Origin of the sequence: Sphingobacterium litopenaei (genome assembly GCF_014692495.1) — a bacterium.
Taxonomy (GTDB): Bacteria; Bacteroidota; Bacteroidia; order Sphingobacteriales; family Sphingobacteriaceae; genus Sphingobacterium; species Sphingobacterium litopenaei.
On sequence record NZ_JACOIJ010000021.1, the window covers coordinates 18,379 to 33,896 of the forward strand.

A 15,518-nucleotide genomic window follows, 5' to 3' on the forward strand; every position below is an offset into this window, starting at 1 on the left:
GATTGTTAATGAAGTAGCTTTGTTGACATTCAATATATTATACATTTCATTTTATTGATTATTTTAAAGTGGCACTAGTATTCAAAGAAGGAAGGCCTGTAGTACGATTAAGAGCTTTTAGAGCTATAGATGATCCGAAAACTTGCGAACGCTTTATTGCGGGGCATGAACACGTCCTCACAGCGATTGGCGTAAAAAAAGTTACTTCATCCAAAAACGATTGGATGTATAATCCCGCCGCATTTGTACTTATTGTAGAATCATTAGACGGTGAAAACGTCTATGGTGGTGCGCGTATACATGTAGCTGGAGGTAATCAACCTCTTCCTATTGAGGAAGCTACTGGAAAGATGGATCCTAAGATTTTTGATTTGGTATGGGAGTACGGACAAGAAGGAACTGGCGAAGGTTGCGGTCTTTGGAACTCGCGAGAAATTGCTGGATACGGAATTGGCAGTATTTTTTTGACAAGAGCTGCTATCGCGATTGCTCCTCATATAGGCATCAAATCCTTGTTCGCCTTATGTGCTCCTTATACTATCAATCTTACAAAAAGTGTAGGATATAGGCAGGAAACTGGTGTAGGAAATAATGGTACATTTTATTATCCCAAATTGGATCTCTTAGCGACAACAATGATTTTGGAGGATGTTAATACCTTGGAATTGGCTTCCGAGGAAGATAAGAATGCAATTTTAGCCTTACGTAATACCCAAAATTGCACTCGAATCGAAATGTTACGTTCCAAGGAAATTGAAATTCAATATCAACTGGAACTTGATCTTAAAGGAAGTTGGGATATCAATGAGGTGATAGCCAATGCTCCTAGAAGAGCTGGATTGGATAAGTATGCGGAGGACAGCGATATTCAAATAATGTAACTAAACAAATATTGACGCTATAAATATGAAAGACATCTTGGAAAACCAATTTCCTTATAAACCTACTTTCTTCCGTATTTCGAATAAAGAAGAAAAAGACGCTTTGAATGACCTTAAAAAAATAGGTGATATTGCTTTTACGTACGATGAAATTGAAAGACAGATTAAAGAATTAATTCGTTGCCGTTTCCCGATGGGCGTGAGTGAGCAAGAAGCGGAAGTGTTACGAAAAGAAATTCTAGGAAATAAAACTGTCGAGGAGTTTGGTGTCTGGGTATATTATCCTTGGAGAAAGTCATTGGTTCATATTCTGGATGAGAGGGAGTTTATTGAGGTAAGAACAAATCGTAATCAGCTAAAAATTTCTAAAGAAGAACAACAGAAGTTAGCTTCTAAAAAGATTGGTGTAATTGGTTTGTCTGTAGGACAGTCTATAGCACTAACCATTGCGATGGAGCGTATTTGTGGAAGTTTAAGGTTAGCTGATTTTGATTCGCTGGATTTGAGCAATATGAATAGACTTCGTGCGGGGGTTTTCAATCTTTCGGTACCCAAAGTAGTCATTGCAGCACGAGAAATAGCAGAGATAGATCCTTTTCTTGATGTAGAAATCTATCCGGAAGGTGTCGCAGAAAATAATTTTGAGGCTTTTTTGAAAGGCAACGGAGGCGTAGATGTATTAGTTGAGGTGTGCGATAGTTTTGAAGTCAAAATAAAAAGTAGATTAGAAGCGCGTAAAGCTGGTATTCCTGTTGTGATGGATACCAATGATAAAGGAATGTTGGATATTGAGCGATTTGATTTGGAACCTGGAAGGCCCTTGTTTCATGGTTTAGCGGATGGATTAACAGCGGAAAAACTTTCTACATTATCCCCAGAAGAAAAAATGGGCTATCTGATGAAAATAGTGAATGCTGCTAATCTTTCGAACAGGATGAAACAATCTCTACCAGAAATAAATAAATCATTAGCATCATGGCCACAATTGGCCTCTGAGGTGTTTCTAGGAGGGGCTATTACCACTACAGTATGTCGTGAAATATTACTGGGACATTCTGTCCCATCTGCAAGACATTATGTCGATGTAGAAAGTTTGATAAGAACTGAGGAATAATCTATATACAATCTTCCTATGAATTTTAGAGTTATTCTTTTAGTTATATTAATATTCGCGTCTTATTTAAACGCATTTGCTTATAGTCCCGTTGTTTTCTCAAAAGAAAGTAATGGCAAATATATAGGTAAAAATATTTCTATTTTAAAGGATCCTACGCGAACACTCTCTTTTGAACAGATTGTTCAAATGGGAAATAAGTTTGTTGATAGTAATCAAGATGTACCTAACCTGGGTGTGGATGGTTCGAATAATTGGATTCGTTTTTCGGTAAAAAATGTTTGCGATATAGACGATTTAGTTATTAATCTTTCCCAAGTTGGTATTGATGAAGTAGTCTTTTATTGGGTTCATAATGGCAAAGTCGATAGTTTAAATGCAGATGCGAGGATATCTAGAAAGAAATTTGAATTCCATCATCAATTCTACCTATTTGAAGTTCCGGTTAAAAAAGGTGAACAAGTAGAATGTTATTTAAAACTTTTTAATCATACACAGCTTTCTGCACCGATTTCTATCCATAGTCCCGAAAGCTTGTTTGATACTTTATTGCAATCGGATATTTTCTCGGCAATATATATAGGTCTCATGCTTTCCATGATTCTCTATAATATTTTTCTTTATTTCTCCACACGAGAATCACATTATTTCACCTATGTAAACTATATCTTTTGGGTAGTAGTAGCACAATTGGCCATTCTAGGATTATTGGAGCCACTGTTGGCTATAGAAAGCACTTGGATTAAAAGTCGCCTTTTAACTTTGACTGGAGCTCTTTCTGGATTGGCAGCGATATTTTTCGTTAAGTCATTTTTACAAACGAAAGAGGAATCTCCAAGATTCAATAAGCTATTGAATATTTTTATAGGTGGTTACCTTATCGCTATTGGATTATTACTCGCGGGAATAATAACTCCAGCCTACAAAATGGTCAATATTGTTGCTGGTGGAGGATCTACGATCGTATTGGTATTAGCTTTTCGATTGTCTCGCGAGAAATATCGACAGACAAAATATTTTCTTTTTGCATGGTGTATATTTTTAATTAGTGTATTAGTGTATGTGCTCAAAGATTTTAATGTGTTGCCGTACAACTTTTTTACTTTACGTTCTATTCAAGTAGGGTCGGTAATTGAGGCAATTCTCCTGTCATTCGCCCTTGGGGATAAAATAAATGTCTATCGCAAAGAGAAAGAAGAATCCCAATCCAAAGCACTTAAAATACTACTGGACAATGAACGATTAATTAGAGAGCAGAATGTAATGTTAGAACAAAAAGTAGAAGAACGCACGCGAGAATTGACGGAAAGTAATGAGTCTTTGCAAACAACGCTTACGCATTTGAAAGAAACACAATCTCAACTGGTGGAAGCGGAAAAAATGGCATCATTAGGTCAGCTTACAGCGGGCGTGGCGCATGAAATAAACAATCCAATCAATTTTGTAACCTCCAACGTAGCTCCTTTGCGTCGAGATATAGATATGATTTGGGAAGCCATTAAAGAATTCGAAAGCTTAGCATTGAACGCAGAGCTGTCTTTTGAAGAAAAATCTACTTGGATTCAAAAATATAAGCATGAGCTCGATATGGACTACCTAAAGACAGAGGTGGAATTCTTGCTTAAGGGTATGCACGAAGGAGCAAGTCGCACGGCAGAGATTGTGAAAAGTTTAAGGGTATTCTCACGAGTAGATGAAGATACTTTAAAATTTGCCGATATCAACGAAGGTGTAGAATCGACGATGGTCATCTTGAATAGTTTAGTTAAAGATAAAATCAAGGTGAGCAAATCCTATGGTGATATCCCTTTTGTGGAATGTTACGCAGGGAAATTGAATCAAGTGTTTCTAAATATCCTTTCGAATGCTATATATGCCATTGATAAGAAATTTTCAGAAGATTATGGGGGCGAATTACAAATAACTACAGGTCTGTACGAGGATGGTAATTCTATATTCATCAAGATAGCTGATAATGGAATAGGTATACCTGAAGATATCAAGAATAGAATTTTCGAACCATTCTTTACAACCAAAGATGTGGGTGAAGGGACAGGACTGGGCATGTCTATTGCATACAATACGGTAGACAAGCACAATGGAAAAATATTAATTGAGTCTGAAGTAGGCGAAGGAACGACTTTTATTATCGTTATTCCAATAAAGCAGACTGTTTAGTTAAATGAGTATTATGGAAAAAGTTGAAATCTTGTATGTTGATGATGAGGTAAATAACCTGTTGGGATTTAAAGCAAATTTCAGATTGGATTACATCATCCATATAGCTTCCAACACAAAGGAAGCAGAAAAAATATTAGCAGAGAATCCTAATATAAGAATCATTTTCTGTGATCAACGTATGCCTGATGAATTGGGGGTAGATTTTCTTGCGCGAGTAAGAAAGGAATATCCTCGACCAATACGCATTCTACTGACTGCATATGCAGATATGAGTGTAGTTATTGATGCCATCAACAGAGGAAATATATTCAAATTCGTTCGTAAACCTTGGATCAATGAAGATATTATCTCTTCTATAGAAGAAGCTAATAAGTTTTACATCGCAACCTCTTTATTAGATGTTCGCAATGAAGAATTGCAAAAAGCGTATGATGAATTGGATAAGTTTGCCTACAGTATTAGCCATGATCTTAGAGATCCATTGACTGGTGTTTTGTCTGCGATTACGTATGCTTTAGGCTATGATAAAGTGAAAGATATTCATGAACTGTTGAAGATGATGCAAGGCTCTATATTGAAGCTTGATCAATATATCGACAGTTTAAGGGATTATTATTTATTGCGAAGAGGAGAGTTGCTTTTAAAAGATATTGATTTTAATGAAGTCGCTAATAATCTGAGGGAATTTTATCAAGTATCCGTAGAGCGAACGCAAATTGATTTTAAAGTTGAAGTAGATCAACCTACTAATTTCAAAAGTGATATTTCTTTAATTGAGCTTATCATGCACAATTTATTGAGTAATGCTTTCAAATACCAAAGAGAAGGCGAAGCTAATAAATTTATACATGTAACAATAAAAGTAGCTAAAGGAATAGCCACCATTGAAGTAAAAGATAATGGTATTGGTATTCCAACAGAGGCTAAAGAAGAAATTTTTAAATTATTTTATAGAGCGAGCAATCAGTCACAAGGTATGGGATTTGGATTATACAATGTGAATACCGCTCTAATCAAGATCAAGGGAACTATACAAGTCGAATCTGAATTAGGAAAAGGAACTAAATTTACTATTCAGATTCCTAGTAAATAGCTTTTCTATTAAGACAAAAGCTTTTGTCTTAATAGAAATTCCAATTGTTCATTTGATACTTCCAGCTGCGAAAATTTTTCCATTGTGGATTTCCGATCTGAATAGATTTGATAAGCGCGTTGAATCGTATCATCCAATTCTTCTTCGCTCCATGGTTTAGTCAGATAATGAAAGATTTTTCCTTTGTTGACAGCATCTATTACTGCTCCCATGTCCGTATAGCCAGTTAGCAAAATACGTATTGGCTCCGCATTGATATCTATAACCTTTTCTAAAAATTCAACACCTGTCATTTCTGGCATTCTCTGATCGGTAATAATGATGTCGATAGGCGTTGATTTAATAATTTCTAATGCTTCATTACCACTAATAGCGGTATGTACATTATACTTAAGACGGAAAGTAGCTTTGAAAGAAAACAAGTTGTTTTCTTCATCGTCTACATAAAGCACAGATATTTTGCTCATATGTTTGTTCAATAGATAGAATACTTTAGTAAAAATGGGTTTTACATTCAGTCTTGCAATATACACAAAATATTGTATTTTAATAAAATTTTAGTGCTTTCTGTTGATAATCAATGAGTTGTGTGGATTATATTAAGTGGCTTTTAATTTAAATGATGATCATTAGTTTGCTTTTTGACTGCTAATGGTTTTGCGGATAATACGATTTTCTGTATGAGTATAGAAATAATAATGATTATCACAATCTCTAAATAGGAGAGTATACTTCTCGTATTTGTCATGCTCAAGACTTCATCTAACTTATTTTTTCCTTCATCGACCTGAATAGAAGATAACTTTTTTAGGATTTGAAGTGCTTCTACACTTTGCTGCAAAGCTTCTTGATTTTTTAATGTAGTAGTGGGTTTCTTCATCTCAGTGATGAGAGAAGTGAATCTTGTAAAATTATCTTTTTCTATTTCTGTCAGATAAGTCTTATCATATTTGATATTTATCGAATCAATCTGATCAAGAATAGTTTTAACATCTTTAGTGACTGAAAGATCATTAGATTGAAGATGATGGATAATTTCTTCAACATGGTAAGAAAGTAGTAAGATATAATTGCCAACCACGACTCTATCTTCGTAAATAGAAGTTACTGTCTCGTTTACTCTTTTGATCATCATGCGTTCCTGAAGATTAGTCAAAAGAATCAAACAAAGTACGGAGAAAACTAGCGTTGTGGTTTTAATTTTGTTTTGGGCAGTAAAGCCTAATTTTTTGAATAGCATCATCAGATTTCTTTTACTTATCAGGAAATATTGAACAGATGGATAGTTATTTGGAGTGAAAATTACACGCGAAGAAAACCTCTAAAACCTCTAACGCCATAATATGAATCAGCGCCATTGTGGTAAATAAATACGCGACCAAATCTTTTATCTCCAAAAAGTGCTCCGCCGCGATCCCGTATTTCTTTCGGAGTTTTAATCCAGCTGGAGGTCTTGAGATCAAATTCTCCAAATTTTTGTAATTCAAAATATTGATTCTCATCTAGCAATTCTATTCCTATTTCCTCAGCCATATTGATTGCCGAATTTTCTGGTTTATATTGCTTTCGTGCTTCTAATGCTTCGTGATCATAGCAAATACTGCGTCTTCCTTTCGGCGTTTCTGTAACACAATCTACAAATACTATTTCATTGTCATTACCTTCCCAGCAAATGACATCAGGTTCGCCACCTGTTTCTTCCATTCTGAATAATATACTTAGTTTTAGAGGACTATCTTTTAATTTTTTATAGACTTCTTCCCATTTCACTTCGGGATGACGGTGGGAATTTTTGTGAAATCTTTTTTCCAGAATATTTAATAAATCGGTTTCTTGCTGTATATCTAAAGTTTTCATTGGTTATTAGACTTTTATTTTTTTATTAAGATATCATTCAATATACAAATCTGCTCGCAAAATATAGATGATTATAGAATTATTATTGAAAGTTTATTAATGATTATAAAGGTCTTAACGAAAAATATAAGCGAAAGGCTTTCTTCTTATTTCAAAAATGAGATCAATAATGCTCCCCATCCAATGATCATTAAAAGTCCTCCCAGGGGAGTAATGGGACCCAAGAATTTCAAATTCTTTTTCCAATATTCGGCGAATGACAGAAAGTAAATGCTAAAAGAGAAAAGAATCGTTCCTGCGGTAATACCATATACAGCTAGGCGTTCACTATAAATATCAAAATTTAATTGAAATCCAAGAATCAGTAAAATCAATGTCGAATACATTTGATAACGAACACCTACTTCAAAAGATGCTAACTTTTCGGCTGAAATAAGTTTCTTGAATGCATGAGCACCAAAAGCGCCTAAGATGATGGCACTACTTCCAAATAATGTAGCGATAATAAGTGTAGCAGTATTCATCATTATTTTAATTTTTTCTCTAAAGTTTTAAGAGTAGTTAAACCAGATTTTGACCAAGTTTTTTGGCCATCTTTAAATATATACAATTGGGGAATTCCTGAGATTCCCAGTTGCTTAAGTAAATCTTTGTTTTCATCGGCGTCAATCTTGATTACCTTCAAATTATCTGCTTGCTTTTGAGCTATTTTATCAATTATTGGAGCCAATTCTTTGCAAGGAGCACACCACTCCGCATAGAAGTTAACAAGCACTTTTGGATGACTTTTTGTTAGAGATTCGTACGCGTCAAGGTTGATTCCTGTTGTTTTTTCGTTGGCAGATACTAAAGGTAGATTTGATGCTTCCCATTTCATTATTCCTCCTTCAATATCAAATACTTCGAAACCTTTTTCCGACAAATATTGTGCAGCTTTATTGGAACGTCCACCAGACAAACAATACACATAAACTGGCTTTTTCTTATCTAATTTGCTAGCTAAAGCATCAAAGTTTTCTTTATCATTCCAATTAATATGGATAGAATTTTTAAGATGCTTCTTGCTGTATTCTTCATCAGTTCGTACATCAACGAGCTGAACATCTTCGTTATTTATTTTTTGTAAAGCTTCCGTATTTGCAATTTTGGTTTGCCCAAACGTCATTAGACTACAAAACAAACCAGCTATTGTAATGATATATTTCATGCTTAAGTCTTTTATAGTATAAGAGGTGCCATTCAGCACCTCTTCCAATTTTAAATTCCCATTTCTTTAATGATGAATTGTGCATTGTCAATTTTGTCAGCAATCCACAAGACATAGCGAATGTCGACTCCGATAGAACGACTGTAACTTTCGTTCCAAGCGAAATCATTAATTGTCGCATCATAAGAACGGTCAAAATTCACACCGATTAGTTCTCCGTATGCGTTCATGATTGGCGAACCTGAATTTCCTCCTGTAGTATCCATATTGTATAAGATATTTACAGGGACATCATTAGTTCCTTTTCTTACATATGGACCGAAGTTTTTGGCTAACCATGCTTCTTTAATAGGTTGTGGGTAGTTAAATTCAGGATCTCCAGAATTACCTTTTTCTATAAGACCTTTTACTGTCGTGAACGGAGACATATAGGTAGCATCAGCAGGGCTATATCCTTTTATATTTCCAAAAGTCAAGCGTAAAGTCGAGTTAGCATCAGGAATAAAGTTTTTCGATTGAAAAACTTCTTTTACAGCCACATAATCTCCCATAAGTCGATTTAAAACTCCTTCACGACGTTTTAATTCATCTTTGAAAATGCTGTGTTCGGCATCCAATTCCTGTTGGATAGTTAGAATGTCATCTGAATACGATAATAATGTATTAGCATCTCTTAAAACAGAATTATAAAGACTTTCTGCAGAATTCAATTTAGAATTATCTACTGCATTTTTAATGAATCCAGCAGCTGCATCATCGGAAGAGAAATTTCTTTTTGCGATTGTTTCTACACGATGTTTATCCGTCAATGCCATTGCGTCAGCAAACATTTTTGCAGCAATATTTTTATCAACATCTACATTATAGCTCTCGTAAATAGCATTAAGCTGTTTTTTTACATTGGCAATATTCAAATCAAAAACTTGCTGACGATTGCTTGCTGAAGTTTGTTTTATCAATGCATTCTTGAATGAATTAATCACATTCGCAACTTGCATTGTACGAATTCCCGAATACAAATTATTAAACCATAACTCGCGCAAAGCATCAGAGAAAACCAATTGATAATGTTGGTCAATATCCTGCATCAATGAGCCATATTTGCTTTTCAATTCTGGTTTAGAATTGATGAAATTCTCTAGCTCTTGGTCTTCTTTTTTCTTTGTGCCAATTAAATCAATATTTCGTAAACCTTTAAGTTTTCCTCGGTAATTTTTCATCACATTGGCATTACGCTTAATGCGCGTTGCTAATGCTAATTCCGTTGCTTTATCATTTTTACCCGCTAAAGCCATTTGCTGATTTTGAAAATCATACAATTCAGAAGTGAATGGTAACAAGAATTTTTGTTGGTATTCTATAAACTGTGCTGGTCTGTGTCTGAATGTACGACCTGGATAACCTAAAATAAACACAAAATCATTTTCTTCTACGCCTTTAGGATTTACCTTCAAGTATTTTTTAGGTTTATAGGGTACATTATCTTTAGAATACTTAGCAGGTTTTCCGTCAGGACCTACATAAGCTCTCAAAAATGAAAAATCTCCTGTATGTCTTGGCCACACCCAGTTGTCCGTTTCACCGCCAAATTCTCCAATATCTTGGCGTGGAATATATACGAGACGCACATCTTCAATAGTTTTGTATCGGAATAGGACGTATGTTTTTCCGATAAACATTTCCGACACTTCAGCTTTGATGCTTGGATTTTTGGCTTCAGCTTCTTTTGCAATTTGCTCACGCAATTTTGTGATGGTGTTGATACGTTTAATAGGGTCGGAGATGTTTGCTACGGCATTTAAAATACGTACTGAAACATCTTCATAAGAATCTGTAATGCGAATCCTCAATCCTTTCGCTTCTATTTCTTGCTCTTGAGAACGGGCTACAAAACCATTTTCTAAATAATTATGCTCAGGCGTAGAAGCCAATTGTACCGCGCTAAATGCACAGTGATGATTCGTGATAATAAGCCCACTGCCCGATACGAAAGAACCAGAACATCCTGAAACTTGTACTAAAGCATCGACTAGACCAATTTGTCCCGGATTGTAAATATCTTTTTCACTAATTTTCAAACCGGCTTTTTTCAATCCTGCACGGCTCAATTCGCTCAAAGGAAACATTCCTTCGTCTGGTATAGAGGCTGTAAATACAGACGCTGATCCAAACAAAAGCGCGATTAAAGCTGCTGACTTAAGATTTAATTTCATATTTAAATGTATTTTCTCAAAAATACGAATTCTTTTATAAGCATTTAAAAAGATACGAGAAGAATAGCTTTTGTTAATGTGTTTTACTTATAGGTTTCTTACCTTTGTATAAGAAAAATTTATAGAATGACTTTAGTTCAACTGGAATATATTGTTGCGGTGGATACGTATAGAAGTTTTGTCGCAGCAGCAGAAAAATGTTTTGTAACTCAGCCCACACTGAGTATGCAAATCCAAAAGTTGGAAGAATCCCTTGGTGTTAAGATTTTTGATCGCAGTAGACAGCCTGTGGTGCCAACAGAAGTGGGATTGAAAATCATTGAGCAGGCACGCGTAGTGTTGATGGAAAGCAAAAAAATCAATGAAATTTTACAGGAGAAAAAGGGGGAGTTAGAAGGTGAACTTCGTGTAGGCGTAATTCCTACGGTTGCACCATATTTGCTTCCGGATGTCATTACTGCTTTCTTAAAAAAGTATCCTAAAGTTAAATTGCAAATTTGGGAATATACAACCGAACGTATTGTGCAGGAATTGAAACAAGGGATTTTGGACTGTGGGATTCTTTCTACGCCTTTGACAGATAACAATATCGTTGAAACTCCCATTTTCTATGAAACTTTTGTAGCATATGTCTCGGGAAAAAGTAATCTTTTTCAAAAGAAAATCTTAAGCACGGATGATATTGCCGACGAGAAATTATGGTTGCTTAATGAAGGGCACTGTATGCGTGGTCAGGTGTTGAATATCTGCAACTATAAGCACAATTATGGTTTGGAAGGAACTTTTGAATACAATACCGGTTCCGTGGAGACATTGAAGCGTATGGTAGATATTAATTCAGGTATTACTATCTTACCCGAGTTGAGTATTATGAATTACAATGAAGATGAATTAACTCATGTTCGGTATTTCAAAGCACCAGAACCAGTTCGTGAAATTTCAGTTGTGACGACGCAAAACTTTGTCAAGAAACAAGCTGTTAATACTTTAATTAGGGAAATATTGGAAATCGTTCCAGAGCGTTTCAAATCTAAAAAGAAGAAAGAAGTCATGGGCTTTGATCTGTAAATCATAAGGAATGAATAGATTTTCTATAAAATTACAGCAATTGAATAAATGGCGGATGCAACGGGTTTCGAATAGAAACTTTATTATCATCCTTGCCTTTGTGGTAGGAATTGTCGGAGGGATTGCTGCTTCTTTACTAAAAGGAATGACGCATTCCATTGCCTCTTTTTTGCAGGATGATATTGATTGGCACTATAAATATTCCTTGTACCTGATTTTCCCTCTTATAGGTATTTTACTATCTGTTCTTTATTTGAGGAAAGTTTTGAGAGGTAAGAAATTTGAACATGGTATTACGCCAATTATTTATGCCATATCTCGAAAATCTAGCCGCATTGAACCTCATAATATTTATTCCCAAATAATTACTTCAGCGCTAACTGTTGGTTTTGGTGGATCGTCGGGATTGGAAGCACCTATTGCCCACAGTGGGGCAGCCATAGGCTCCAATATAGGTCGTTTTTTTGGGTTGAGTTATAAGGAAGTAACCATGTTGTTAGCATGTGGAGCTTCTGCAGGTATTTCAGGTGCTTTCAACAGTCCAATTGCCGGAATGATTTTCTCCATAGAAATTCTATTGACTGAATTTTCTATCCCGGTGCTTATTCCGCTTTTGATTTCTTCTGCTTTAGCAGCTGTCGTCTCAAAAATTGTATATAGTGAACCCTTATTCCACACTAGCGTAACCGATTGGAATGTTAACGCCCTTCTATTTTATATTCTCCTTGCAACTATAGTGGGGGTTTATACCATATTTTTCTCCAAATTCAGTCAAGCTGTCAAAGGCTGGCTCGGTAATATTCACAGTCCTTACATGAAGGTTTGGGTAAGTGGGGTGTCATTAGGGGTGTTAATATTTGTGTTTCCTGCTTTATATGGCGAAGGTTATTTGACCATACAACAGATTTTGGATGGTCAGTTCGATGCTATCGTTAAGAATAGTCTATTTGCTGATTTTCGTCATATAGGCTGGGTTATTGTTGCTTATACTACTCTTACTTTATTTGCTAAGGCACTGGCTGCGCTCGTTACGGTAAATAGTGGGGGTAACGGCGGTGTATTTGGCCCGAGTTTAGTCATGGGAGGTTTATTGGGATTTGCTTTTGCATATGGGATTAATCTTACTGGCTTGATAGAACTGAATGTTCCGAATTTTGTGATGGCTGGTATGGCAGGAGCATTGAGCGGGATTATGCATGCGCCTTTAACAGGTGTATTTTTGATCGCGGAAGTGACTGGAAGTTATATGCTAATGGTACCTTTAATGATTGTAACTTCTATTTCGTATCTAATTAATAGAAATGGTATGAAGCATTCTATTTATACGAAGGTATTAGCAGAATCTGGAGATCTAATTTCATATGAGGATAAAGATCGCACAGTCTTGAGCATGATGAAACTTCGTTATATTATTGAAACGAATTTTGTTATTTTACGCCCTGTGGAAACTCCTAATGATCGTAAAACGGATATTATACATTCCAAAAGAAATATCTTTCCTATAGTGGAAGCTGACGGTAAATTTTTGGGAATTATTTACAGTGAAAGGTTGTTTTCTATTTTATTGGGCGAAGAAGATGGTGTTAATCGAAATTTTATGACCTTAGCACAGAAACCCAATGATATTATTCGTATTGATGAAAATATGGATATTGTGATGAAGAAAATGAATAGGGAAGATGTTTGGATTTTGCCCGTCATTGATAAGAATGGAAATTACTTAGGTTTTATTTCCAAATCAGCTGTATTCAACAAATACCGGGCATTACTGATGCGGCAAGGTTCGTACCTAGAATAGAATTAAAAATAATGGCTCTTATCCTCTAAGAGCCATTATTTTTGAAACATATTTTCCTACTATATCAAATTCCAAATTAACCGTCGTTCCTATATCGACATGCTGCAGGTTTGTATGTTCGATGGTGTAGGGGATAATAGCGACAGAAAATTGATCTATTTGTGAATTCACAACCGTAAGACTTATTCCATTTACGGTTATAGAACCTTTTTCTACAGTTATATTATTGGAAGAGGGATCATATTGAAAAGTAAACAACCAGCTTCCATTTTGATCTTCTCGCGCAATACAGACCGCAGTTTGATCCACATGCCCTTGTACGATATGACCATCAAAACGACCATTCGCTTGTGTACAACGCTCTAAATTCACCACGTCACCCACCTGCAAATGACCTAAGTTAGTTTTCTGTAATGTCTCATCAATAGCCGTTACCACATGTGTATTCGCATTAACTTCTACTACAGTTAAGCAAACTCCATTGTGCGATACACTTTGATCTATTTTCAATTCATTTGAAATGGATGATTCAATATGAAAATGAATATTAGACTGTTCTTGTTGAATGTTTTTGACTATACCTAATGTTTCTATAATCCCTGTGAACATGCGAATTTATTTTTTACAAAAATACACAAACTATTCGAGAATAATCTTCCTGCATGAAGAATTGGAGATAAACGTTAAATAAGGAAATAGAATGGGGGGGGAGTATAATAAGGGAACAAAAAAATATATGTATTGATAATGTTACATTGAAGATTAGCTGTAAATTTTAAATGTAATTTATGCTTAATTACTAAAAGAAAAATTCATAAAAAAGGCTTTCAATAATAATATACGCAGTTTTTTATTGTTTAAAAGAATAACAACTTCTTTCAAATGCCATGATTTTTAAACCAAAAGCAATAGTAAAATATTGCTAACAAAAACTTTTTTTCAAAATCATTTGCATATGTGTAAAAAGTACACTATCTTTGGTGTATCATAATTTAGGTTTATAATTGGTTATCGAAGGTTTTCATTCTCCCCGTTTGAAAACCTTTTTTTATTAATATTATCTAATTGATTACCAGAATTTTAATGAACCAATAGTTAAATAAATAATATTTTTTGCAGTAAGTATTTGGAACTTAATAAATTATTTTATTACCTTTGTGAAGGTTTAGGTTGATTTACCTCGTAATGAGGTTTTATTAAGCCTAAGAATTCGCTCGAATTTCTTAGGCTTTTCTTATTTTAAAGAATTAAAAAGGACTTTTTATTTGCGAAAAGTCCTTTTTGTTTTTGTATAAATATGATTTTAATGGAACTTATAGCAGTTTAACACAAAAAATAAAAGCTCATTTACGAAAAGTAAATGAGCTTTTGTGTTTTTAAGTGCCCGCGGCGGGAGTCGAACCCACATCGGCAGAACCGGAATCTGATATTCTATCCATTGAACTACGCAGGCGGTTTCGCAAAAATATCATTTTTAGGCGAAACTAAAATTAGTTTTTGATATTAATGTCCGTGACCTTCTTCTACAAGGTGTGCTTCGAATTTTAAATCCAAATCTATAGCACCTAATTTGATTGCAGTATTGTTCCAATCGGAAGCTTTCAGCGTTTGTTTTGATGCTGCATTAAGATGACGCATGATGTAATTTAATACGACAGATGCTTCTTTTTTCGGCGTGATGTATGCTGTAATACCAACATTATTTTCGTCTCCGTACACAAATTCCAGTGTGGCGTTATCTGCGCCTAATAAGAAAGCTTGGTGACTTTCTGAACGATTTAAGAAGGTTTGCTCTGAAGCCCTTCCAGCAAAGTCTGTAGTTTTCAATGATAATTTATACGTTTCGCCGACATGTAAATCCAAATGCGTACCCACTTCAGGCAAATAGCTTGGTGCTTGGAACTTGATGCTTTCTACTTCTCCACCTTCGATTGACGTATATATAGTTTTACCGTCTTTAATTTCTTTTTCTACAGGACTAAAAGTTAAGGTAGCTGTACTTAACTGTTCTTGATCAACTTCTGGAATTGGATCATCTTTTGTACATGATGAGAATGCAAATACGCTGATCAGAGCTATTAAAATGTAATTTTTCATAATATATAA

Annotated in this window: 14 protein-coding genes and 1 tRNA gene; 6 read left to right on the forward strand and 9 right to left on the reverse strand. The window is 35.0% G+C overall.

All coding sequences use genetic code 11. From position 1 onward, the window contains the following. The first annotated feature begins 68 nt into the window (after nt 1-68). Genes H8B04_RS11290 through H8B04_RS11305 form a run of 4 tightly spaced genes read left to right on the forward strand, consistent with a single transcriptional unit; the run spans nt 69 to nt 5,269 of the window. Nucleotides 69-881, forward strand: coding sequence for a hypothetical protein (locus H8B04_RS11290; protein ID WP_165290828.1), 813 nt, complete (start codon nt 69-71; stop codon nt 879-881). Nucleotides 882-906: 25 nt separating this feature from the next. Next, the gene (locus H8B04_RS11295) at nt 907-1,995 is read left to right on the forward strand and encodes a ThiF family adenylyltransferase (RefSeq protein ID WP_165290827.1); all 1,089 of its coding nucleotides are present in this window, start codon (nt 907-909) and stop codon (nt 1,993-1,995) included. A gap of 18 nt (nt 1,996-2,013) precedes the next feature. Beyond that, a complete protein-coding gene (locus tag H8B04_RS17280) occupies nt 2,014-4,173 on the forward strand; it encodes a sensor histidine kinase (RefSeq protein WP_165290826.1) in 2,160 nt (719 codons plus the stop codon). Between the two features lie 13 nt (nt 4,174-4,186). After that, nucleotides 4,187-5,269 carry a hybrid sensor histidine kinase/response regulator gene (locus H8B04_RS11305; protein WP_223815390.1) on the forward strand — a complete coding sequence of 361 codons (1,083 nt, stop codon included), beginning with the start codon at nt 4,187-4,189 and terminating at the stop codon, nt 5,267-5,269. A gap of 8 nt (nt 5,270-5,277) precedes the next feature. Here H8B04_RS11305 and H8B04_RS11310 read toward each other — a convergent pair whose 3' ends face one another. The 6 genes from H8B04_RS11310 to H8B04_RS11335 form a co-directional block, all read right to left on the reverse strand. Then, on the reverse strand, nt 5,278-5,736 hold the full coding sequence (locus H8B04_RS11310; protein WP_165290825.1) for a response regulator: 459 nt from the start codon (nt 5,734-5,736) through the stop codon (nt 5,278-5,280). A gap of 143 nt (nt 5,737-5,879) precedes the next feature. Beyond that, a complete protein-coding gene (locus H8B04_RS11315; protein ID WP_190302415.1) occupies nt 5,880-6,512 on the reverse strand; it encodes an MCP four helix bundle domain-containing protein in 633 nt (210 codons plus the stop codon). A gap of 59 nt (nt 6,513-6,571) precedes the next feature. Further along, nucleotides 6,572-7,126, reverse strand: coding sequence for a DUF4256 domain-containing protein (locus tag H8B04_RS11320; RefSeq protein ID WP_190302416.1), 555 nt, complete (start codon nt 7,124-7,126; stop codon nt 6,572-6,574). A 146-nt stretch (nt 7,127-7,272) separates the two neighbouring features. Continuing rightward, nucleotides 7,273-7,653, reverse strand: coding sequence for a DUF423 domain-containing protein (locus H8B04_RS11325; protein ID WP_223815391.1), 381 nt, complete (start codon nt 7,651-7,653; stop codon nt 7,273-7,275). Further along, a complete protein-coding gene (locus tag H8B04_RS11330) occupies nt 7,653-8,333 on the reverse strand; it encodes a thioredoxin domain-containing protein (RefSeq protein ID WP_165290822.1) in 681 nt (226 codons plus the stop codon). The genes H8B04_RS11325 and H8B04_RS11330 overlap by 1 nt, the downstream gene beginning before the upstream one ends. A 50-nt stretch (nt 8,334-8,383) precedes the next feature. Next, nucleotides 8,384-10,546 (reverse strand): S46 family peptidase, encoded by a 2,163-nt coding sequence (locus H8B04_RS11335; protein WP_190302417.1) that lies wholly within the window; start codon nt 10,544-10,546, stop codon nt 8,384-8,386. Between the two features lie 126 nt (nt 10,547-10,672). Between H8B04_RS11335 and H8B04_RS11340 the strand changes: the two genes are divergently transcribed. Both H8B04_RS11340 and H8B04_RS11345 read left to right on the forward strand, forming a co-directional pair. After that, on the forward strand, nt 10,673-11,614 hold the full coding sequence (locus H8B04_RS11340; RefSeq protein ID WP_190302418.1) for a hydrogen peroxide-inducible genes activator: 942 nt from the start codon (nt 10,673-10,675) through the stop codon (nt 11,612-11,614). A gap of 10 nt (nt 11,615-11,624) precedes the next feature. Continuing rightward, nucleotides 11,625-13,412, forward strand: a complete 1,788-nt coding sequence (locus tag H8B04_RS11345; RefSeq protein WP_165290819.1) for a chloride channel protein — start codon at nt 11,625-11,627, stop codon at nt 13,410-13,412. Nucleotides 13,413-13,430: 18 nt separating this feature from the next. On the opposite strand, the gene H8B04_RS11350 is transcribed toward H8B04_RS11345, so the two are convergent. The 3 genes from H8B04_RS11350 to H8B04_RS11360 all read right to left on the reverse strand — a co-directional run bounded on the left by H8B04_RS11350 (nt 13,431) and on the right by H8B04_RS11360 (nt 15,509). Beyond that, entirely contained in the window at nt 13,431-14,021 is a 591-nt protein-coding gene (locus H8B04_RS11350) for a riboflavin synthase (RefSeq protein WP_165290818.1), read from the reverse strand. Nucleotides 14,022-14,793: 772 nt separating this feature from the next. Then, nucleotides 14,794-14,865 (reverse strand) — tRNA-Arg (locus tag H8B04_RS11355). A gap of 50 nt (nt 14,866-14,915) precedes the next feature. Beyond that, a complete protein-coding gene (locus H8B04_RS11360) occupies nt 14,916-15,509 on the reverse strand; it encodes a hypothetical protein (RefSeq protein WP_190302419.1) in 594 nt (197 codons plus the stop codon). Between the last annotated feature and the right edge of the window lie 9 nt (nt 15,510-15,518).